Raw genomic sequence first — 21,930 nt, 5'->3', positions numbered from 1 at the left:
TCACAACTAATTGAACACTGTTCAGTGGAGCTTGTCGAAAGACTCCGCAGGCTTCTCGGGAACTGTCGCACCGGCCTCGTGGACGAGAGTCATCATGGCGGTCACGGCATCGAGCTGTCCGGAGACGTCGCCAGGAACCATGTCAGCGCGGATCTCGCGGTCAGCCGTCAGTGAGACCTCCGCCTCACCACAACGAGCGTGGGCGTCCGACATCTCAACCGTCCGCGCAGGCTCCAGCAGGCCCGACAGGTCCACAGCGATGTTCTGCGGTCGGTCCTCAGGTGTTGCGGCCAGCAGATCAGCGACGCCGTGAGCCCCGGTGAAGACGAACAAGGAGTCCATCGTCATGGCGTTGGCACCACGAATGTCGGTGTCCAGCCGGTCCCCCACGAAGATCGGTGCCTTGCACCCGAGACGCGAAACGGTGGCCTCCAGCAGCGGACGGTAGGGCTTGCCAGCGATGACCGGCATGGCGTCACACGTCGTCGCGACGACCTGGAGCTGGGCGCCGATGCCGGGGACGATGCCCCGATCGGTGGGGCGGGTGATGTCCGGGTTGGCCGCGTACCATTTGGCTCCGGCCTGCAGGGCGAGCCCGGCTTCCTCCAACAACGACCAGTCAATGTGGGGGTCGTAGCCCTGGATGACCGCCACCGGATCATCCTGCGCCGATTCCACTGTCACGAGCCCGCGAGATCGCGCCTCCACACGCAGCGACTCGGTACCGATGATGAGCACCTTGGCCCCTGCAGATAGCTGTTCGGCGGCAAGATCGGTGATGGCCTGAGCTGAGGTGACGACGTCACTGGCCTCCGTGGGGATACCGATGTCGGTCAAATGCTGGGCAACTACCTCCGCGGACCGGGCCGCATTGTTGGTGACGAAGCCAACCTTGACCCCTCGGCGACGCAGTTCCGCAATCGTGTCCGGGGCAGCAGGTACTGGATGGGGCCCCAGGTAGACGACTCCGTCCAGGTCGAAGAGGACTGCGTCATGTCCGTCAATGAGGGCGCCGCTCACTGATTCGTCTCCTCGTCGTCGTCCATCTCGATGAAAACCATGTCGTCCGCGTCGTCAAGGTCCTCGCTCGGCTCCTTGCCATCAATGATGTCGATGCGGTCCTGGCAGTCCAGGAAATTGGCCGGATCGTGACTCTGGGCCGACACGAACCACTTCCGCGCACCGGCGGTGTCGCCTTCCTCGAGCAAGGTCTCGGCGTAGGCGTAGTGCAGACGGGCTGTGGCCTCGGTTGGTGCCTTGAGGTTCTTGACGGCCTCGCGCAGCAGGCGGACGGCCTCGGCCTTCTGGTCGAGGTCTCGACGGGCACCGGCCTGGACGAGCACCAGCTCAACCTGCTGAGCCGGGGTGAGATCGGCTTCCTGCCCCTCACGAATGAGGCGAAGAGCAGCCTGGGGACGCCCCAGCGCGCGCTCGCAGTCGGCCATCACGGGAAGGAAGTTGTCATTACCGGTCATGCGCCGCAGGGCGCGGTAGTCGTTGAGTGCCGAGGCATACTCGCCGGCCTGGTAAGCGGCTTCGGCAGCCACCTCACGCAGCACGGGCAGACGCGGAGCACGCCTTCGCGCCGCCTGGGCATGGGCGTTGGCCTGGGCAGGATCCTCATCGAGGAGTTCGGCAGCCGCGACGAGGTGCCCCTCGATGATGTGGGCAGTGTCGGCAGGAACACCACGAAGCTCGGCACGCACCGAGGCGGGCAGAGCCTTCTCATCGAAGTCCAGCGGTGCCATCGGCTCGTCGGTGGCCTGAGTCACCTTCTCCTCAAGAGTGCCATCGCCAGTAGGACGACCGTTGCGACGGTCATCACGGTGTTCATTGCGACGGTCATCCCGCGGGCCGCTCCGGAAGTTCTTGCGATCCGACTTGCGGAATTCCCTGCGGCCGTCCTGACGGTCCTTGTCCCAGCGACGGTCACCGCGCCGACGGTCGTCGCGGTCATTCCAGCGACCATCGCGTCCTTGACCGCCACGCCGTGCCCCACGGTCGTCTCGCCAAGGACGATCCGAGTCGCCCTCACGACGGGGCTTACGATCGTCATCCCAACGACGTCCACCGTCGCGACGAGACTTGTGATCGTCATTCCAACGACGATCTCCATCCCCCCCGCGTCCTTGCCAGCGATCCCCGCGACGACCTCCGTCATCGGACCAGGATCGACGGTCACGGCGGTCACCACCACGACCATTCGACTTCGAGTTCCAACCGCTGCGTCCGCCCGACTTGCCGGACCATCCATTGCGGCCCTGACCTCGTCGGTCTCCGCCGGATCGGCCGTTGTTGGGGGAGGAAGAATCTGCCATGTCTCCTATTGTCCCGCACACCCGGCCATCATGGCGAACCGAGATCGAAGCCGGTTCACCATGTGCTTGACGGCCAGCCAGCGACCCCATGATCGTCACCGTCGGCGATGAGCGCTCACAGATCGCACACCAGCCATCTAGGATCAACTGACGTGAGCCAATTCGACAACCGCGCCAAGGACTGGGAGACCAATCCTCACAGGCACAAGCAGGCAAAGCGCGTCGCCCGCGCAATCGTCGAGACGATGTGTCCGGGCGACAATCACAGAATCCCCGACCTCGACGTCTTGGAAATCGGAGCGGGAACGGGCCAGCTTGCCATCGAGATTGCCGATTTGGTGATGCCGGCCACCTGGACGTTCACATTGACCGACACCAGTGAGGGAATGCGCAGGGTTGCCACCGAACGAACCTCGGACCGGGGATGGAAGGTCCTCGATCGGGATTACTCATGTCCTTCAACGAAGCTGGACGACGGCAACTATGACCTCGTCATCGCCCAGATGGTCCTGCACCACGTCAAGGACCTGGCGACGTTGTTTTCATCCGTGCACAAGATGTTGAAACCGAACGGAACCTTCATCGCCATCGACCTCACCGAGAAGGAGGGACGGGCATTTCACGTCCATCACTCCGATGGTGACGACGACCCACGCTATTACCACGACGGCTTCACCGAAGAAACAATGAACCGACTGTGTTCACATGCAGGGTTCAGCGAGATGACGTGGTCAGTGCCGTTGACCATCAAGCGCGAACGCGACGGACAAATCAAGGAGTTCCCACTTTTTCTGGCCAAAGCTCAGCGCTGACGGCGCCCGAGTCGATGAATTCGAATTCGTCCCCATGACCGCGTCAACATGCCGGCGCGGTCATCGTTTTTGGTTTTCTTCGCCATCAGACATGACGAGGAACAACGCTGAACAATGACGCCCGAATACGGGAAGCCAACACGCTCGGCATAGGTTGGCGGTTGTGTAGGAGTACAGAAAAGCTCCGGGCGGAACACTCGAAAATGTTCCGCCCGGAGCTATTGAAAAATAAATTCCGGCGGCGTCCTACTCTCCCACACGATCCCTCGTGCAGTACCATCAGCGCTGGAAGGCTTAACTACCGGGTTCGGTATGGGACCGGGTGTTTCCCTTCCGCTATGGCCACCGGAAAAACTATGGGGCCAGTCAGGCTTGGCGCAACCCCCGCGTGGGGGCTGGGAGCCGTACAGTGGATGCGATCATCACAATTCTTCTTGGACGTGAAAGTGTGTGTTTGTAAGTCCTCGGTCTATTAGTACCAGTCAGCTCCACACCTTACGATGCGTCCACGCCTGGCCTATCAACCCGGTCGTCTACCGGAGACCTTACCAGATTCATCTGCAGGAACCCTCATCTTGAAGCGTGCTTCCCGCTTAGATGCTTTCAGCGGTTATCACAACCCGACGTAGCCAACCAGCCATGCTCTTGGCAGAACAACTGGCACACCAGAGGTCAGTCCGTCCCGGTCCTCTCGTACTAAGGACAGCCCTTCTCAAGATTCCTCCGCGCGCAGCGGATAGGGACCGAACTGTCTCACGACGTTCTGAACCCAGCTCGCGTGCCGCTTTAATGGGCGAACAGCCCAACCCTTGGGACCGACTCCAGCCCCAGGATGCGACGAGCCGACATCGAGGTGCCAAACCATGCCGTCGCTATGAGCGCTCGGGCAAGATCAGCCTGTTATCCCCGGGGTACCTTTTATCCGTTGAGTGACGGCGCGTCCACAAGCCACCGTCAGATCACTAGTCCCGACTTTCGTCCCTGCTCGACCTGTCAGTCTCACAGTCAAGCCCCCTTGTGCACTTACACTCGACACCTGATTACCAACCAGGATGAGGGAACCTTTGGGCGCCTCCGTTACCTTTTAGGAGGCGACCGCCCCAGTCAAACTACCCATCAGGCACTGTCCCTGAACCGGATCACGGCCCAAAGTTAGATAACCAGAACGACCAGAGTGGTATTTCAACAATGACTCCACAACCACTGGCGTGGCCGCTTCACAGTCTCCCACCTATCCTACACAAGTCGTCCCAATCACCAATACCAAACTATAGTAAAGGTCCCGGGGTCTTTCCGTCCTGCTGCGCGTAACGAGCATCTTTACTCGTAATGCAATTTCACCGAGTTCATGGTGGAGACAGTAGGGAAATCGTTACTCCATTCGTGCAGGTCGGAACTTACCCGACAAGGAATTTCGCTACCTTAGGATGGTTATAGTTACCACCGCCGTTTACTGGGGCTTAAGTTCACCGCTTCGCCAACGCTAACAGTTCCCCTTAACCTTCCAGCACCGGGCAGGAGTCAGTCCGTATACATCGTCTTACAACTTCGCACGGACCTGTGTTTTTGGTAAACAGTCGTTTCCCCCTGGTCTCTGCGCCCCTCACCGCTACCAGCTGTAAAAGCCTTGACAGTTCAGGTCCCCCTTATCCCGAAGTTACGGGGGCATTTTGCCGAGTTCCTTCACCATGATGATCTCGATCGCCTCGGTATACTCTACCTATCCACCAGTGTCGGTTTAGGGTACGGGCGGACCAGCCACCTCGCTCACGAAGATTTTCTCGACAGTACAGGATCACTCACTCACCCACGTTCCGTGGGCTCGCCATCATGCCTCAACCACAACCCTGGCGGATTTACCTACCAGACGGTCCACACATTTAGCCCCGGACAACCATCGCCGGGGATGAGCTACCTCCCTGCGTCCCTCCGCAGCTTGCCTACTACATGATCGGTTCACACACTCACCACACCACCACAACATCAAAGACATCACAATGGCAGGCTCGCACGCTTAGCATCACACACCTCGACACGGACGGTGACAAGCCGGTACCAGAATATCAACTGGTTATCCATCGACTACGCCTGTCGGCCTCGCCTTAGGTCCCGACTCACCCAGGGCAGATTAACTTGACCCTGGAACCCTTGGATAATCGGCGGACGGGTTTTCCACCCGTCATTCGCTACTCATGCCTGCATTCTCACTCCCGCACAATCCACCACACGGTCACCCGGCAGCTTCACCTCGCACAGGACGCTCCCCTACCCAAACCCCCACAAAGGAGATCTGCCACAGCTTCGGCGGATAACTTAAGCCCCGCTACATTGTCGGCGCGGAATCACTTGACCAGTGAGCTATTACGCACTCTTTCAAGGATGGCTGCTTCCAAGCCAACCTCCTGGCTGTCTACGCAACTCCACATCCTTTTCCACTGAGTTACCACTTAGGGGCCTTAGCTGATGATCTGGGCTGTTTCCCTCTCGACGACGAAGCTTATCCCCCGCCGTCTCACTGCTACGCTCCACTTGCCGGCATTCGGAGTTTGGCTGATTTCGGTAAGCTGATAGGCCCCCTAGACCATCCAGTGCTCTACCTCCGACAAGAACCACGCAACGCTGCACCTAAATGCATTTCGGGGAGAACCAGCTATCACGGTGTTTGATTGGCCTTTCACCCCTATCCACAGCTCATCCCCTCCATTTTCAACTGAAGTGGGTTCGGACCTCCACGACGTCTTACCGACGCTTCATCCTGGCCATGGATAGATCACACCGCTTCGGGTCTAGAACACGCGACTCACGCCCTTATCGGACTCGCTTTCGCTACGACTCCCCCACACAGGTTAACCTCGCCACGCATCACTAACTCGCAGGCTCATTCTTCAAAAGGCACGCCATCACCCCACAAGGCTCTGACGGCTTGTATGCGACCGGTTTCAGGTACTATTTCACTCCCCTCCCGGGGTACTTTTCACCATTCCCTCACGGTACTGATCCACTATCGGTCACCAAGGAGTATTTAGGCTTGACGGGTGGTCCCGCCAGATTCACGCGAAATTCCACGAGTTCCACGCTACTTGGGGTAACCCTCACCAGTGCCACGCTTACAGTTACGGGACTCTCACCCACTCCGGTACGCCTTCCCAGACGCTTCACCTTCACGCAACATTTATCACTGGCCAATCCTGCGGCAGCAGAACCCAAAGGCCCCCACAACCCCGCACATGCAACACCTGCCGGCTTGAACACACACACGGTTTAGCCTCATCCACTTTCGCTCGCCACTACTCACGGAATCACGGTTGTTTTCTCTTCCTACGGGTACTAAGATGTTTCACTTCCCCGCGTTACCTCCCACACCCCTATACATTCAGGGCAGGGTCACCGGACACTACTCCGGACACTCCAGGTTTCCCCATTCGGACACCCCCGGATCACAGCTCGTTTACCAACTCCCCAGGGCTTATCGCAGGTTACAACGTCCTTCATCGGCTCTTGGTGCCAAGGCATCCACCGATCGCACTTAACAACTTGCACAACAACACAAGACACAAAAAATTAAGATGCTCGCATCCACTATACAGTTCTCAACCACCACACGAATCAACACCACACCCACCACACAGCAGACGCAGCATCACCGCACCAGGCCACCACACACCAGTGTGATACCCCAGAACCCCAACAGCATGCCCCAGACCGTCCACCACAAGATGAACACGCCAATGTTCCACAAGAAGCTAACCCATCCACCAACGACTCACAACGAGCCACACAGCAATGATGAGTCCTGACAATGAAGTGCTCCTTAGAAAGGAGGTGATCCAGCCGCACCTTCCGGTACGGCTACCTTGTTACGACTTAGTCCTAATTACCAGTCCCACCTTCGACGGCTCCCCCACACAGGTTAGGCCACCGGCTTCGGGTGTTACCGACTTTCATGACTTGACGGGCGGTGTGTACAAGCCCCGGGAACGTATTCACCGCAGCGTTGCTGATCTGCGATTACTAGCGACTCCGACTTCATAGGGTCGAGTTGCAGACCCCAATCCGAACTGAGACCGGCTTTCCGAGATTCGCTCACCCTCACAGGCTCGCAACTCTTTGTACCGGCCATTGTAGCATGCGTGAAGCCCTGGACATAAGGGGCATGATGACTTGACGTCATCCCCACCTTCCTCCGAGTTGACCCCGGCGGTCTCCACTGAGTCCCCACCATAACGTGCTGGCAACAGTGAACGAGGGTTGCGCTCGTTGCGGGACTTAACCCAACATCTCACGACACGAGCTGACGACAGCCATGCACCACCTGTGAACCAGCCCCACAAGGAGGCATACCCATCTCTGAGCACTCCCAGTCCATGTCAAACCCAGGTAAGGTTCTTCGCGTTGCATCGAATTAATCCGCATGCTCCGCCGCTTGTGCGGGGCCCCGTCAATTCCTTTGAGTTTTAGCCTTGCGGCCGTACTCCCCAGGCGGGGTACTTAATGCGTTAGCTACGGCACGGAATCCGTGGAATGGACCCCACACCTAGTACCCACCGTTTACAGCGTGGACTACCAGGGTATCTAAGCCTGTTCGCTCCCCACGCTTTCGCTCCTCAGCGTCAGGAAAGGTCCAGAGAACCGCCTTCGCCACTGGTGTTCCTCCTGATATCTGCGCATTCCACCGCTCCACCAGGAATTCCATTCTCCCCTACCTTCCTCAAGTCAACCCGTATCGAAAGCACGCTCAGGGTTAAGCCCCAAGTTTTCACTTCCGACGCAATCAACCACCTACGAGCTCTTTACGCCCAATAAATCCGGACAACGCTCGCACCCTACGTATCACCGCGGCTGCTGGCACGTAGTTAGCCGGTGCTTCTTCTGCAGGTACCGTCACAAAAGCTTCGCCCCTGCTGAAAGCGGTTTACAACCCGAAGGCCGTCATCCCGCACGCGGCGTTGCTGCATCAGGCTTCCGCCCATTGTGCAATATTCCCCACTGCTGCCTCCCGTAGGAGTCTGGGCCGTATCTCAGTCCCAATGTGGCCGGTCGCCCTCTCAGGCCGGCTACCCGTCAAAGCCTTGGTAAGCCACTACCCCACCAACAAGCTGATAAGCCGCGAGTCCATCCAAAACCGCCGAAGCTTTCCAACCCCCACCATGCAGCAAGGATTCCTATCCGGTATTAGCCCCAGTTTCCTGAAGTTATCCCGAAGTCAAGGGCAGGTTACTCACGTGTTACTCACCCGTTCGCCACTCGAGTACCCCCAAAGGGGCCTTTCCGTTCGACTTGCATGTGTTAAGCACGCCGCCAGCGTTCGTCCTGAGCCAGGATCAAACTCTCCAATGAAAAAATATCACCCACCCACACACACAATGCAGGCAACGGTGTCACAAGAGAATCCAAAACACTAACCCCAAACACTGACCAAAAAAATTCAGTCCATGTCCAGAATCACAAAGGAATTCATAAACAAATCCGACACATCCATAGATGCATCAAAAAATCATTGACTATCAAAGACACACTGTTGAGTTCTCAAGCATCACACCCACCAGAACAACCCCACCGCTTAACCAGCAGGACCACCCCAAGGCGACCCGACCGACCCTACCACACCAACCCCAACCCCGCAAAACCCGCGGTTTCAAGATCAGCCAGCAAAACCAGCCGAAACCGTGCCACCACTCCGAAAAGCAGCGACCCGATCAACTTTACCGGATCAATCCTGAATGTCAAATCCAGGAATTCACCAGGGAAATCACCATCAGAAAAACCATCCAGTCATTCCCAGCCCCCTCCAACAAGGGAACCCGCAGAAGCCTAAACACTCATCAAACAATCGTCAAATCGTGTCACCAACAATCCCACAACAGGACCATCAGCACTCCCACCAGCCCACACCCACCAGGCGCCAGGCCGAGAGACAACACTGCCACAACCACACCCCCAACGCAAATCGGGCTGATTCAGGACTCGAACCGCCCCACCGTCCGGCCGCGTCACGGTTGCGTTTGGTGGGTAAATACAACCGTCCGGGGACCACCGCAGACACGGTGATCCCCGGACGGATCCGACATGGAGGTGCTCAGCGGGTCAACGCACCCACCGTCTTCTTGCCTCGACGCACCAACGCCACTCGACCACATAGGAAGTCATCGTCACTCAGACGCTGATCCGGATCAGTCACCTTGACGTTGTTGAGGTATGCGCCGCCCTCTGTCACGGCCCGCTTGCCGGCAGACTTGGTGTCGACGATTCCAGCCGCAACCATGGCGTCAACGATTGTCGGGTACTCGCCACCCTCATGATGGGCAGCACCCAGCTCGTCAGCAAGGGAAACCACCGTTTTCTCGTCGAGGTCACGCAACTCACCGCGTCCGAAGATGGCCTGAGCAGCGGCCTCGGCAGCCTTGCGCTGCTCGACCCCGTGAACCAGATCCGTGAGGTCATCCGCCAGACAGTGCTGGGCAGCACGCCGCCAGGGCTCCTCCTCGGTCTTGCGAGCCAGCTCCTCGATCTCCTCACGGGAGCGCGGGCTGAAGATCTTGAGGTACTCGATGACCTTCGCATCCTCCGCATTGAGGAAGAACTGGTGGAAGGCATAAGCACTCGTCAGCTCCGGATCGACCCAGACCGTCCCGGACTCAGTCTTGCCGTACTTGGTGCCATCAGCCTTGGTCAACAGCGGGGTCACTAGACCGTGCACGACGTCACCGGTCGTCCTGCGGATGAATTCTGCACCCGCTGTGATGTTCCCCCATTGATCCTGAGCACCGGTCTGCAAGGTGCAGCCATAGCGCCTGTGCAGCTCGTAGAAGTCGAGCGCCTGAAGCAGAACGTAGCTGAACTCGGTGTACGAGATGCCGCTCTCGAGACGTCGGGCCACCACGTCGCGGGTAAGCATTCGGTTGATGGAGAAGTACTTGCCGACGTCACGCAGGAAGTCCAACGCGGTGTACTCGACCGTCCAGTCGTAGTTGTTGACGATCCGAGCGGCGTTCGGGCCCTCGGTGTCAACGTACTTGCTCACCTGCTCCTTGATGGACTCGACCCACTCGGCGACGACCGCACGGTCGTTCATCTGACGCTCACCCGTCATCTTCGGATCACCGATGAGACCAGTCGCCCCACCAACGAGAAGCAACGGCTTGTGACCGCGTTCCTGCAGGGCCCGCACCAGCATCAACTGAACGAGGTGACCAATGTGAAGGCTCTTGGCAGTTGGGTCGAAACCCACATAGAAGGTGACGGGTCCTTGGGCGAGGTGGGCCTCCAATGCCTCACGGTCGGTGGAATCGGCAACAAGCCCTCTCCACTCCAGGTCGTCCAACAGATCCGACACGTCAACTTCCTCTCGTTAAGACCCCACGTGGGGTCGATTCAGCGTCAGTCTATCGACAGAGCCGTTCTCCGCAGTTCGCTCAGGCATGAGCCGGACGCGAGAGTATCTCGGCGGGAACACCACTGACGGCCATCTGTGAGAAGGCGCCCGCGAGCTCTCCGGCGTCGACCCCGGTGGCGCACATCAGAGCGATGGTGTCGTCCCCGGCAATCGTTCCCAGGATGATGTCCAGGCCCGCCTTGTCGATGGCAGATCCGTAGTACTGGGCAGCACCCGGCGGGGTCTTGAGCACCACGAGGTACTCATTATTTTGCACCCCGGTGCACAGCTCCTTGGTCATTCGTGCCAGCTTGATCCATGCCGGCGAGCCCGTGGTCACATCCGAGGGGTGCTCTCCCTCAGGAATTGAATAACACGGGTTTCCGACATGATCACGCCCCCGGACGGCTCCGATCTCGACAAGGTCACGGGAAAGGGTACCTTGAGAGGCGACGAAGCCTTCCGAGGCCAGGATCTCGCCCAACTCAGCTTGGGAGGAAATCCTTCCCTCCTGAATCAAGGCGCGGATGCGGGCGTGCCGCGCTGCGCGTGAGGTCGGCGCCAAGTGCCCCTCGCCCATGGAACCTCCTTAGATCACGCACCATTGGACCGGCTGCTAAATTTTCGACAGACCACATAAGTATGCATCAATACAGCGGCCCGAGTCCAACCACGACTCAGAGGACGCTCTCCATACCCGCAATGAAGATTGCCAGCGCGAGGTCGAAATCCGCCTCTTGCCGGGCGAGATCGGTCTCCCCCATGACGCCCAGGTCGTGCAACTGGGTGCGGGTCTGCTCCTCCATGGTGTGGCCCAGAACGAGATGCACGATGGCCCGCGAAACTCCCCCGGCACGATCAGCATCAAAGCCATGAGCTGCCAGAAATTCCCGCACCGTCACGATGGGATCAACTTCCCCCAGCCCCACCGAGATCGTCGAGGCAACCAGTTCCGCACCGTCACGATGGGCGAGCAGGGTCCTTCGGAAACACCGGGCCCACTCGTCAATACCTTCAGCGAGGTCAGCCTCTGCAACCGGTACGGACGTCGGCCCTCCATCCACTGCCAAGATCTCGTCGCTCACTGCCGCCAACAGACTCTGCTTATTGGCAACATGCCAGTACAGAGCGCCGGCCTTGACACCGAGCCGTTCAGCCAACCGGCGCATGGAGAGGTCACCGAGCCCGTAGGTGTCGAGGATCTCAACTCCCGCCCGGACGACGTCCGCCTTGGTCAGGCTCACGGTGACTCCTCGAACTCGATGACACTTTTTGTCGGGGGTGGCCCACGTCGACCGAACCTCATGGACTACATTGAACCCCGTTCAATCCTGAACGGTGTTCAGGACGTCTCCAGTCTCGGAAGGACCAGAGCATTGCTGAATCTAGCCGACATGACCGAGCGCGGCCTGAGAGGGGAGTCGATCACCCGCGAGGAGGCTCTCGAGATCCTTCGCAGCAGTGATGAAGAACTCATGTCGATCATCGCCGCTGCCGGAAAGATTCGTCGCCACTTCTTCGACAACCGGGTGCGCCTCAATTACCTGGTCAACCTCAAGTCGGGCCTGTGCCCCGAGGACTGCTCATACTGCTCGCAGCGCCTGGGGTCTCGTGCCGAGATCATGAAGTACTCCTGGGCCGACCCCGAGAAGGTGCACGAGGCCGTCGAGGCTGGTATCGCCGGCGGGGCCCGTCGCGTCTGCATGGTGGCCTCCGGGCATGGCCCCTCCACGCGAGATGTCGAGCGCGTCAACGGCATGGTGCGCTCCCTCAAGGCAGACCATCCCGACGTCGAGGTCTGCGTCTGTCTGGGCTTCGTGGACGACGAGAAGGCCGCCTCCATCAAGGAGGCCGGTGCCGACGCCTACAACCACAACGCAAACACCGCTCGCTCCCACTACGACGAGATCTGCACCACCCACTCCTACGAGGACCGCATGGACACCGTCGAGGTCCTCAAGCGCAACGGCCTCTCCCCCTGCTCGGGCGTCATCGCTGGCATGGGCGAGACCGACGAGGAATTCGTCGACGTCATCTTCGACCTGCGTGAGCACGGCGTCGACTCGGTGCCCGTCAACTTCCTGCTGCCCTTCGAGGGAACTCCGCTCGCCGGTGGCGCCCAGCACATCACCCCGCAGTGGTGCCTCAAGCGTCTGGCCATGGTCCGCTTCGTCCATCCGGACTCCGAGGTGCGTGCTGCTGCCGGTCGTGAGCAGCACATCCGCACCATGCAGCCGCTGGCCCTCGAGGTCGTCAACTCCATCTTCCTGGGCGACTACCTCACCAGTGAGGGCGCTGCCGGCGCTGCCGACCTGCAGATGATTCAGGATGGCGGCTTCGTCCCTGAAGGGGCCGACGGACAGCCCATGGTTCACACCACCGTCGATTCGTACCAGTCAGCTGACCTGCCCATCAACGCGGTTCCGATCCGTCACCGTGGCGTTGGCAGTGAGGTTCCGGCAAACGCCTGAGCCACACCCATCCAGATCTCAGCACACGCCTGAACACAGCATGGGGGCCGACGTCATGTCGGCCCCCATGGCATGTATCGGATAGATATCAGGACCTCAGCTGAGCCCCACAAGCCTCCTCGGCGCGAGCCACCGCAGCGTCTCGAGCCTCAGCAGCCTCGGCGTCGGTGAGAGTCCGGTCGGCGGCGCGCAGTCGCAGGTTGAAGGCCAGGGACTTGTGTCCCTCACCGACCTGCTCGCCCTCGTAGACGTCGAACAGCTCGACCGACTCCAGCAACGGTCCAGCACCTTCGATGAGGGCCTGCTGGACGTCCTCGCTGGGGACGGACTCATCAACGACAAGAGCGACGTCCTCCTTGGCCACCGGGAAGCTCGAGATCGCCTTGACCTGGCCACCACGAGGTGCAGCGGCCACCAAGGCGTCAAGGTTGAACTCAACGGCACAGGTTCGCTGCGGCAGACCAGCACTCGACACCACGGTCGGGTGCAGCTCGCCCGCGTGACCGATGACCTTGCCGCCCACGATGAGAGCGGCGCACCGGCCGGGATGCCACGGAGCCTGCCGGTCCGCCGTACGCTCCAACGTGACGCCGACGGCGTCAGCGGCCTTCTGAGCCACCAGCACCGCATGACGCCAATCCGCCTTGACGGGCTCGCCGTCCCAGCGATCAGGCAGCCAATTTCCGCAGATGACCGCGGCCAGCATGCGCGGCTGGGCTGGCAGAGCGGCGTCGATCTCAGCGAGAACCTCGTCGGAGGGACGCTCGTCGACACCAGGACGTGGCGCCCTGGCCGGGATCACGGCGCGGAAGACCGCACCGCTCTCGAAGACCGCGAGATCTTCCTGGGACCGCGACATGTTCGTCGCCACGGCGTGGAAAAGTCCCGGCAACAGGCTGGTGCGCAGATAGGGGTGAGTGTCGTCAAGCGGATTGGCCAGCTTCACCGTCGCATGACGAGGGTCATCGGCACTGATCCCGAGGGTTTCGAGATCCTTGTCGCCCATGAACGGCAAGGTGATGAGCTCGACGAATCCGGCCTCGACGACCGAACGCAGCACGCGACGACCGGCCTGCTGGGCCTTGGTCAGACCGGCGGCGCCCAGGCTTGGCGGGAGAGCCAGCTCAATGCGGTCGAAACCGATCTTGCGGCCGATCTCCTCGACGTAGTCGTATGCGTCGACCAGGTCAGGACGCCAGGTCGGCGGGACGAGGCTGAGGGAATCGCCCAGGGCGGTCACTTTGACACCCGAACGGGTGAGGATCTCGATGACTTCCTCGGTGGACACCTTCGTGCCCAGGATGCGGCCCGGCAGCTCGGCGCTGATGGTCTGGTGCGGCATTTGCGGCACCTCGCCGACGACCGTCGGCTCACCGATGGTGGCTCCACCGTACTGAGCCAGCAGCTCGGCGGCGCGAACGGCGGCAGTGTGGGCGCACACCGGGTCGACTCCGCGCTCGAAGCGACGGGAGGCCTCCGAACCCAGCTTGTGACGTCGGTAGGCCCGAGCCACCGTCATGGGATCGAAGTGAGCCCCCTCGAGGATGATTGAGGTCGATTCCGAACTCATCTCGGTGGCGGAACCACCCATGACACCCGCCAGGCCAATGGCACCCGAGTCATCCGCGATGACCAGGTCATCGGGATCAAGGGTGCGCTCGGTGTCGTCGAGGGTGACCAGGTGCTCACCCTCGTGAGCCTTACGAACGACGATCGTCCCACTCACCTTGTCGGCGTCGTAGGCGTGGAGGGGCTGGCCGGACTCCAGCATGACGTAGTTGGTGACGTCGACGGCCAGGCTGATCGGACGCATTCCTGCCCGGGTAATGCGATCGGTGATGAACCGCGGGGTCGGTGCGTGCGGATCCAGACCGGTCACCGGCAGGGCGACGAACTGGCTGCACGCATTCGACTGAATGTCGACCGCCACAGGCCCTTCAACCGGGCTGATCGGCTGCTCGTCATAGGGATCGGGGAAGTGCACCGACATGGCATGGGCCACCTCGCGGGCAATGCCACGCACCGACATGCAGTAGCCAATGTCGGGAGTGACGTCGACGTCGAGGACCTCTTCAGGCACGCCCAGAATCGGCAGGGCATCCTCGCCAGGAACCAGCTGGTGTCCCTCGACAGATGGCGGCAGAGTGATGATGCCGGAGTGGTCGACACCGATACCCAACTCGTCGGCGGCGCAGAGCATGCCGTCGGACATGTGGCCGTAGGTCCTGCGGGCACTGATGGCGAATCCGCCGGGAAGCACCGCTCCGGGCAGGGAGACGACCACCCAGGCGCCTTCGACGGCATTGGGAGCACCACAGATGATGCCCCGTCCCTCGACGCCATCCTCAACGTTCTTGGGGTGTCCCTCGGCGTTGTACCGGGGACCGACGTCGACCCGACACCAGTTGATGGTCTTGCCGTTCTTCTGCGGCTCGGGGATCGAGGACAGGATGTGACCGATGACGATCGGGCCCGAGAGCTCGCCACCGACGACCTCGACCTTCTCAACGGTCGCGGTGTGGTCGGTGAGGGCCTGAGCCACCTGCTCGGTGGTGGTGCCGTCAGGCAGATTGACCATGGCCTGCAGCCATGATATGGGGACCTTCATCGTGCTCCTCCCTTGAGTGAGCGGCTGAATCGGACATCACCCTCGACGAAGTCGCGCAGGTCAGGGGCGTTGTTGCGGAACATCACCGTGCGGTCAATGCCCATTCCGAAGGCGAACCCGGAGTAGACGTCGGTGTCGATTCCGCAGGCGATGAGCACGCGCGGGTTGACGATGCCGCAGCCGCCCCACTCGATCCATCCCTCGGAGCGGCACGTACGGCACGGACGGTCGGGATTGCCGACCGAGGCCCCGTGACAGACGAAGCACTCCAGGTCGACCTCGGCGCTGGGCTCGGTGAACGGGAAGTAGTGCGGACGGAACCTGGTACGCACGTCACCGAACATTGCGCGGGCGAAGGCGTCGACGGTGCCCTTGAGGTGACCCATCGTGATGCCCTTGTCCACGCACAGCCCCTCGACCTGATGGAAGACCGGCAGGTGGGTGGCGTCGTACTCATCGGCACGGAACACCTTGCCCGGGCTGATGATGCGCACCGGCGGCTGTTGCTTGAGCAGGGTGTGAATCTGCACCGGGCTGGTGGCGGTGCGCATGCACTTGCCATCGCTGACCGGATCGAGCCACAGGGTGTCCTGCAGGGCGCGGGCGGGATGGTCGGTGCCCAGGTTCAATGCGTCGAAGTTGAACCACTCGGACTCGGCCTCCGGGCCCTCCGCGATCTCCCAGCCCATGGCGGTGAAGACGTCACAGACGTCGTCGATGAGGGCTGTGATCGGGTGTGGAGCGCCTTGAGGTGAAGTGACGACCGGCAAGGTGACATCGGTCGTCTCGGCGGCGAGACGAGCCTCCAGCTCAGCCTCGGCAAGCTCCTCCTGACGAGCCTTGAGAGCCTGGTTGACGCGGCCACGCGCCTGACCGATCCGCTTTCCGACGTCCTTGCGGGCAGCCGGAGGCAGAGCTCCAATCTCGCGGTTGGCCAAAGCCAGCGGAGACTTGTCACCGGTGTGGGCGATGCGCACCTGCTTGAGCTCGGCAGTGGTGGACGCCCCGGCGATCGCTTCCAGAGCCTCGGCCACCCGGGCGTCGACCTGGTCGGCGTCCAGGGTGCTCACCTGGACCGGGTCATAATTCGTGTTGGGGCCACTCATGGGCCTTCCCCCTGATGGGTTGACGTTGGAAAAGCGCCCGTCTCCGGGGCGCGAGTGTGCGACTGGCGTCGATCACCACGATTCTAGTGGTGTCGACGCCGTCAATGGTTGATGGCCGGTTCGCGGGAATCAGGCACGCTGCTCACTCACAGAACCGTCAGGCTCGCTGCTCACTCGCCGTGGCATACAGAACGACGGCGGCCGCAGTGGAGAGGTTGAGGGACTCAGCCGATCCCCACATCGGAACCCCGACGACCTCGTCAGCCAGGGCGCGATCCGCCTCGGGCAGTCCCCACGCCTCATTGCCCATCAGCCACGCGATGGGCCTCTTGAGACGTCCGGACCGGGCAACGGCGTCGAGGCCGTGACCTCCCCCGTCCGCGGCAAGCACCGTCATCTGGTGCCTGTGAGCCCACTCCACCGCATCGGCGAGGTCGACTCCGACGAGGACTGGCAGGTGGAAGATCGATCCCACCGAGGACCGAACCGTCTTGGGGTTGTGCGGGTCCACCGACCCGCGCGTCAGGATCACGCAATCGGCACCAAAGGCATCGGCGCAGCGGATGACCGTTCCGGCGTTACCGGGGTCACGGACCTGGGCGCAGATGACGGCCAGGTGCACGTCCTCGTCAGGCAACTCGTGGCGGGTAACCTGTCGGCAGACGGCGAAGACCCCCTGACTGGTGACAGTGTCGGACAAGGCACTGACGTCCTCGTCAGTCAGTAACGCCACCCTGATCCCACGACGTTCTGCGGCTCCGACGTGCTCGGCATCACGCACCGGATCCGAAGTGGCCAGCAGATTCACCTTGCCAGGCCACGCCAGTGCCTCGCGCACCGCCTGAGCACCCTCGACGAGAAAGAGCCCGGACTCCTCACGTCCGCGCCGCGATGAAAGACGACGGGCCGAACGCAGCGACCCCTTCGAGATGCGATCCCACCTCGAATGGTCGTCGTTCGGCCCGTCACTCATACCCACGTCAGGCAGCAGCGTTCTGCTGCTGGCTGGCCTTGGCGACCTCGACGAGGCTGTTGAAGGCGTCGATGTCGGAGACGGCCAGCTCGGCGAGCATCTTGCGGTCGACCTCGATGCCAGCGTTCTTCAGACCGTTGATGAAACGGTTGTAGGTCATGCCCTGGGCACGGGAGGCAGCATTGATGCGCTGGATCCACAGCGAGCGGAAGTCGCCCTTCTTGGCGCGACGATCGCGGAACGAGTAGGTGGCCGAGTGGAGGGTCTGCTCCTTGGCCTTGCGGTACAGGCGGGAACGCTGCCCGCGGTAACCGGAGGCCTGGTCGAGGACCTCGCGACGCTTCTTCTTGGCATTCACAGAACGCTTCACGCGTGCCATGGTGATTCTCCTTGGATCTCCCGGGTCAGTCCCGGATTGGTTCGGGGCGTGTGCCGCCCAGTGGACTTGGGGACGTCGTCAGTGGCGACGTCGACTGTCGTCAGCGGCCGGGGTGGCCAGCGAGCAGCTTCTTGACCTTGGCGGCCTCGCCCTTGGGCAGCACGGTCTCGCCGGTCAGACGGCGAGTGACGCGCGAAGACTTGTGCTCGTTCAGGTGGCGCTTGCCAGCCTTGCGAGCGGTGACCTTGCCCGAGCCGGTCACCTTGAAACGCTTTTTCGTCCCGGAGTGGCTCTTCATCTTGGGCATGGATGGCTCCATTCGTTCATGTGTGTCGTCCCGCGAACCGGAAGGGAAGGTCCCGGGCTGGCTCACCGGTGAAGACCGGATCGCCTGGTTCTGAGCAGTGCTCAGAGGTCGATGTCGGGGTCCATGTTGTCGGCGGGACCCTTCTTCTTCTTTTTCTTGGCGGTGCCGGCAGCAGCTCGCTGAGCAGCCTCGTAAGCCTTGTCGGCCTCAGCAGCCTCGGCGCGCTCAGCGGCTCGACGGTCACGCTCAGCCTTCTGATCCGCCTTGGCCTCGTTCTTCTTACGAGTCGGGGCGAGGATCATGAGCATGTTGCGGCCCTCCTGCTTGGGAGGGGATTCGACGGTCGCGTACTCGGTCAGATCGTCAGCAAGACGACGCAGCAGGTTGACGCCGAGCTCCGGACGGGACTGTTCACGGCCACGGAACATGATCGTGATCTTGACCTTGTCACCGGCCTTGAGGAACCGCAGAACATGGCCCTTCTTGGTCTCGTAGTCATGGTCGTCAATCTTGGGACGAAGCTTCATCTCCTTGATGATGGAGTTTGCCTGGTTGCGTCGCGACTCCCGGGCCTTCTGGGCCGCCTCGTACTTGAACTTGCCGTAGTCCATGAGCTTGACGACAGGGGGCCGGGCTTGCGGAGCCACCTCAACCAAATCGAGGTCCTGCTCGCGGGCGAGCTGCAGGGCCTGCTCGACCCTGACGATTCCGACCTGTTCGCCATTGGGGCCGACCAGGCGCACCTCGGGAACGCGGATCCGCTCGTTGATGCGGGGTTCAGTACTGATGGGGTCCTCCCGGATGTCTGTTCACTATGGGGACGTGTCTACGCCTCCGCGATCCGGGTACAAGAAAAGGCCCTCGCGGACATACGAAGGCCTGACTCGTACGGGTGCATGAAACACCCCAACAAACCCCTGGGATGGCACCCTGAGGCTCGTTGTTGACAACCCGGCGAACGGAATCCGCCCAGGTGGGGAGGTCAGGCCCCCTCTTCCACGTGACCAGCTCTGTACTGATCGCTCTGGAGATGCTACGGCATCAGACGTCGACACCCCAAATCGGGGGGGGGAAGGAACCATCCTCCGAAGCAACTCCAGACACCATGACCCTGCGTCAGGAGAGGTCCTCCCTGCGCACCCAGCCCCAGCCGTCCGCGAACTTCACGAGTTTTCCGCCCTGCTCGATCGGGCCGAGGACATCTGGCCCCAGGACGAGTGGAGCCGGACCCGCGACGTCGATGAGAAGGGCATCAGCCTGGACCTCGGTGACCGTGGCGGCCAGATCCGGTAATAGACCGGGAACCGGTCGAGCTCGGGAGTCCCATGCCATCAGGGAGTCGATACCGGTGAAGGCCAGCAGGGCAGTACTCCCCTGCTCGTTGGTGAGTTTGACCGCGGCGATCTCACCGGCCTCGTCCGCCATGACTGGCATGAAGAGACGAGCTCCCGCGCACAAGGTGGAGACCGCCTCGAGGTAGGCGTTGCGATACGTGTCGGGATCGTCGGCCAAGCAGGCAGCGAGGGCAGCGCGCACCCGGGGCTCGGCGTCTCCCCTGTCGCCGCCGCTGGGAGGAGATAGTGGAGCAGACACCTGCCGAACACTAGCTGACCGCCATGACACTCTTGCCTGCCGACCATGCCCATAGCCACGACGCACAAATGTCACCACCGTGTGAAACAGTTGAGGTATGAGCGAAACGACCGTCGTTGCCGTCGTCACCATCCTTCTGGTTGTCCTTCCGCTGTTGTGGGCCCTGTCAGGGTGGCTCTCGCGCCGCTCCTCCCGAGCCCTGCTGCGCGGATTGGGTCTGGCCCTCATTCCGACCGGCCTGGTCCTGACCGGACTGATGCGTCTGTTGGTCCGAGCAATCCACCTCGTCGTGGACTGGTTCGCCGGTACTGTCATGACGACAACCATCTGGATCGGCGTCATCGTCATTGCCATTGGCCTGGTGACCTGGTTCGTCGCCGGTTTCATGTCCCCGGTTGACCGCGAGACCGGACGTCAGCGTCGTCAGGGCCACGCCGCGCGCAAGCAGGCCCGAACGAAGGATGCATCCCCGGAATCCGCATCCACTCAGAATACGTCCCGGAGAACGACCCCGGTGACGCGTGGTCGAACCGCCGATGCCCCGAAGACGCCGGCCGATACCCCCGTTCCGACCTCGCCTTCCAGCTCCTCCAAGCCAGCTTCCAGCTCCAACAAGGCGGCCCCCAAGATCTCGGCCGCCGAGAAGGACGAGGACGCCGAACTCGAGGCCATCCTGCGCAAGCGCGGGATCGAGTGATCATTCCCCGAGACACACAGCAATGCCGTGGGCTCCGATCATCGGATCGGTGCCCACGGCATTTTTCAGTGACGGTGGAAAGTCATCGTGGCGATCACAGCCGGCAGGCGGACAACTCCGTCGACAGGATGGCACGGGCACCGGCGTCCCACAGTTCGTCCATGAGCCCCTGCACGGCCCCACGGGGAACCATGACGCGCACGGCATACCAGCCATTCTTCGCCAGCGGCGAGACGGTGGGGGCTTCCAGGCCAGGGGTCAGCTCGGTGACGGCACTGAGAGCCTCGGCCGGCACGTCGTAGTCGACCATGACGTAGCCACGGGCCACCTGGACACCATCAATGCGTCGTATGAAGTGGTCGAAGGTCGTGCCACCGGTGAAGTCCCGCCGCTGGATGAGCACGGCTTCGGACTCCAGGATGACGTCTCCGAAGACCTCAAGACCAGCCTTGCGCAGGGTGGTTCCGGTCTCGACGACATCAGCGATGGCGTCAGCCACCCCGAGTCGGATCGAGGACTCGACGGCACCGTCCAGGTGGATGAGGTGAGCGTCGATACCGCGCGTGGTCAGGAAGGATCCGAGCAGGCCCGGGTATGACGTCGCGATGCGCTTACCGGCCAGCCCCTCCACGGTGTTCTCAGGACTCTTGGGTGCCGCGAAACGGAACCTAGAGTGACCAAAACCGAGACCCTTGATCTCAGCAGCATCCGCACCGGAATCCAGCAGCAGGTCGCGGCCGGTGATACCGATGTCGAGGGTTCCCTCACCGACATACACCGCAATGTCACGCGGCCGCAGGTAGAAAAACTCCACCCCGTTGGCCTCGTCGACCAAGGTGAGGTCCTTACGATCGGAACGTTGACGGTAACCGGCCTCAGTCAACAGGGAGGACGTGGCTTCCGACAGGGCACCCTTGTTCGGTACTGCTACGCGCAGCAGGTCTGACATGAACTCTCCTCGGGAGATTGAGAAATCGGGAAAATGACGATGCTGGCCAGGCACAACCCGACCGGGGGAATTCACAGATGCTCGTAGACGTCGTCGAGGGTCAGCCCTTGCTTGATCATCATGACCTGCAGGTGATAAATCTCCTGGCTGATTTCCTCGGCCAGCCTCTCGTTACCTTCGTACTCGGCGGCCATCCAGACCTCAGAGGCTTCCTCCACAATCTTCTTGCCGATGGCATGCACTCCGCGGTCAAGCTCCTCGACGGTTCCCGACCCTGCAGGGCGGGTCTGTGCCTTGGTGGACAGCTCGGCGAAGAGTTCCTCGAATGTCTTGCTCACAGTGGCC

General features: G+C 61.4%; 17 protein-coding genes and 3 rRNA genes. 3 read left to right on the top strand and 17 right to left on the bottom strand.

The genetic code is table 11. The features are described 5' to 3' along the window. Nucleotides 1-21 precede the first annotated feature (21 nt). Nucleotides 22-1,020 (bottom strand): HAD-IIA family hydrolase, encoded by a 999-nt coding sequence (locus tag ACP8LP_RS05140; RefSeq protein WP_484483309.1) that lies wholly within the window; start codon nt 1,018-1,020, stop codon nt 22-24. Next, nucleotides 1,017-2,318: a hypothetical protein gene (locus ACP8LP_RS05135; RefSeq protein WP_484483308.1), complete on the bottom strand. Its 1,302-nt coding sequence runs from the start codon at nt 2,316-2,318 to the stop codon at nt 1,017-1,019. The genes ACP8LP_RS05140 and ACP8LP_RS05135 overlap by 4 nt, the downstream gene beginning before the upstream one ends. 152 nt (nt 2,319-2,470) lie before the next feature. On the opposite strand from ACP8LP_RS05135, the gene ACP8LP_RS05130 reads away from it, so the two are divergent. Then, complete coding sequence (locus ACP8LP_RS05130) at nt 2,471-3,130, top strand: class I SAM-dependent methyltransferase (protein WP_117189832.1); 660 nt, start codon at nt 2,471-2,473, stop codon at nt 3,128-3,130. Between the two features lie 233 nt (nt 3,131-3,363). On the opposite strand, the gene rrf is transcribed toward ACP8LP_RS05130, so the two are convergent. From rrf to ACP8LP_RS05100, 6 genes are all read right to left on the bottom strand, one after another. After that, nucleotides 3,364-3,480: ribosomal RNA gene (rrf, locus tag ACP8LP_RS05125) — 5S ribosomal RNA — on the bottom strand. 102 nt (nt 3,481-3,582) lie between these two features. Then, a 23S ribosomal RNA gene (locus ACP8LP_RS05120) occupies nt 3,583-6,670 on the bottom strand. A 275-nt stretch (nt 6,671-6,945) separates the two neighbouring features. Further along, nucleotides 6,946-8,467, bottom strand: a 16S ribosomal RNA gene (locus tag ACP8LP_RS05115). The 16S, 23S and 5S rRNA genes sit together here, the layout of an rRNA operon. Nucleotides 8,468-9,206: 739 nt before the next feature. Beyond that, nucleotides 9,207-10,463, bottom strand: a complete 1,257-nt coding sequence (tyrS, locus tag ACP8LP_RS05110) for a tyrosine--tRNA ligase (protein WP_484483307.1) — start codon at nt 10,461-10,463, stop codon at nt 9,207-9,209. Between the two features lie 79 nt (nt 10,464-10,542). Continuing rightward, nucleotides 10,543-11,082, bottom strand: coding sequence for an arginine repressor (locus ACP8LP_RS05105; RefSeq protein WP_016665639.1), 540 nt, complete (start codon nt 11,080-11,082; stop codon nt 10,543-10,545). Between the two features lie 97 nt (nt 11,083-11,179). Further along, nucleotides 11,180-11,746 carry a TetR/AcrR family transcriptional regulator C-terminal domain-containing protein gene (locus tag ACP8LP_RS05100; RefSeq protein ID WP_484483306.1) on the bottom strand — a complete coding sequence of 189 codons (567 nt, stop codon included), beginning with the start codon at nt 11,744-11,746 and terminating at the stop codon, nt 11,180-11,182. Nucleotides 11,747-11,806: 60 nt separating this feature from the next. Between ACP8LP_RS05100 and bioB the strand changes: the two genes are divergently transcribed. Continuing rightward, nucleotides 11,807-12,973, top strand: a complete 1,167-nt coding sequence (gene bioB / locus ACP8LP_RS05095) for a biotin synthase BioB (protein ID WP_484483305.1) — start codon at nt 11,807-11,809, stop codon at nt 12,971-12,973. An 88-nt stretch (nt 12,974-13,061) separates the two neighbouring features. On the opposite strand, the gene pheT is transcribed toward bioB, so the two are convergent. From pheT to ACP8LP_RS05060, 7 genes are all read right to left on the bottom strand, one after another. Then, a complete protein-coding gene (gene pheT, locus ACP8LP_RS05090; RefSeq protein WP_484483304.1) occupies nt 13,062-15,581 on the bottom strand; it encodes a phenylalanine--tRNA ligase subunit beta in 2,520 nt (839 codons plus the stop codon). After that, nucleotides 15,578-16,687: a phenylalanine--tRNA ligase subunit alpha gene (gene pheS / locus ACP8LP_RS05085; protein ID WP_484483303.1), complete on the bottom strand. Its 1,110-nt coding sequence runs from the start codon at nt 16,685-16,687 to the stop codon at nt 15,578-15,580. Before pheS ends, pheT begins: the two co-directional genes overlap by 4 nt. Nucleotides 16,688-16,844: 157 nt before the next feature. Then, nucleotides 16,845-17,666, bottom strand: a complete 822-nt coding sequence (locus ACP8LP_RS05080; RefSeq protein WP_179856612.1) for a TrmH family RNA methyltransferase — start codon at nt 17,664-17,666, stop codon at nt 16,845-16,847. 1 nt (nt 17,667) lies between these two features. Beyond that, nucleotides 17,668-18,039, bottom strand: coding sequence for a 50S ribosomal protein L20 (gene rplT, locus ACP8LP_RS05075; RefSeq protein WP_004808521.1), 372 nt, complete (start codon nt 18,037-18,039; stop codon nt 17,668-17,670). Nucleotides 18,040-18,139: 100 nt separating this feature from the next. Then, nucleotides 18,140-18,346, bottom strand: coding sequence for a 50S ribosomal protein L35 (gene rpmI, locus ACP8LP_RS05070; protein WP_015582520.1), 207 nt, complete (start codon nt 18,344-18,346; stop codon nt 18,140-18,142). Nucleotides 18,347-18,447: 101 nt separating this feature from the next. Next, nucleotides 18,448-19,089, bottom strand: coding sequence for a translation initiation factor IF-3 (gene infC / locus ACP8LP_RS05065; protein ID WP_004808524.1), 642 nt, complete (start codon nt 19,087-19,089; stop codon nt 18,448-18,450). A gap of 373 nt (nt 19,090-19,462) precedes the next feature. Further along, nucleotides 19,463-19,939, bottom strand: coding sequence for an SseB family protein (locus ACP8LP_RS05060; protein ID WP_051128939.1), 477 nt, complete (start codon nt 19,937-19,939; stop codon nt 19,463-19,465). 97 nt (nt 19,940-20,036) lie between these two features. On the opposite strand from ACP8LP_RS05060, the gene ACP8LP_RS05055 reads away from it, so the two are divergent. Further along, the gene (locus ACP8LP_RS05055; protein WP_016665646.1) at nt 20,037-20,636 is read left to right on the top strand and encodes a hypothetical protein; all 600 of its coding nucleotides are present in this window, start codon (nt 20,037-20,039) and stop codon (nt 20,634-20,636) included. 94 nt (nt 20,637-20,730) lie between these two features. On the opposite strand, the gene hisG is transcribed toward ACP8LP_RS05055, so the two are convergent. Beyond that, nucleotides 20,731-21,585 carry an ATP phosphoribosyltransferase gene (gene hisG, locus ACP8LP_RS05050; protein WP_016665647.1) on the bottom strand — a complete coding sequence of 285 codons (855 nt, stop codon included), beginning with the start codon at nt 21,583-21,585 and terminating at the stop codon, nt 20,731-20,733. A gap of 71 nt (nt 21,586-21,656) precedes the next feature. After that, complete coding sequence (locus tag ACP8LP_RS05045) at nt 21,657-21,923, bottom strand: phosphoribosyl-ATP diphosphatase (RefSeq protein WP_036976055.1); 267 nt, start codon at nt 21,921-21,923, stop codon at nt 21,657-21,659. Nucleotides 21,924-21,930: the final 7 nt, after the last annotated feature.

Source organism: Cutibacterium sp. LaCa_89 (assembly GCF_058177555.1).
This window is presented reverse-complemented; position numbering and strand designations above follow the sequence as displayed.

What these genes read in the sequence shown, in the direction of transcription:
- ACP8LP_RS05135 (WP_484483308.1), bottom strand. Translation starts at nt 2,318, where the DNA reads ATGGCAGATTCTTCCTCCCCCAACAACGGCCGATCCGGCGGAGACCGA.
- ACP8LP_RS05105 (WP_016665639.1), bottom strand. Translation starts at nt 11,082, where the DNA reads ATGGGCGAGGGGCACTTGGCGCCGACCTCACGCGCAGCGCGGCACGCC.
- bioB (WP_484483305.1), top strand. Translation starts at nt 11,807, where the DNA reads ATGGACTACATTGAACCCCGTTCAATCCTGAACGGTGTTCAGGACGTC.
- pheT (WP_484483304.1), bottom strand. Translation starts at nt 15,581, where the DNA reads ATGAAGGTCCCCATATCATGGCTGCAGGCCATGGTCAATCTGCCTGAC.
- pheS (WP_484483303.1), bottom strand. Translation starts at nt 16,687, where the DNA reads ATGAGTGGCCCCAACACGAATTATGACCCGGTCCAGGTGAGCACCCTG.
- rplT (WP_004808521.1), bottom strand. Translation starts at nt 18,039, where the DNA reads ATGGCACGCGTGAAGCGTTCTGTGAATGCCAAGAAGAAGCGTCGCGAG.
- rpmI (WP_015582520.1), bottom strand. Translation starts at nt 18,346, where the DNA reads ATGCCCAAGATGAAGAGCCACTCCGGGACGAAAAAGCGTTTCAAGGTG.
- ACP8LP_RS05055 (WP_016665646.1), top strand. Translation starts at nt 20,037, where the DNA reads ATGAGCGAAACGACCGTCGTTGCCGTCGTCACCATCCTTCTGGTTGTC.
- hisG (WP_016665647.1), bottom strand. Translation starts at nt 21,585, where the DNA reads ATGTCAGACCTGCTGCGCGTAGCAGTACCGAACAAGGGTGCCCTGTCG.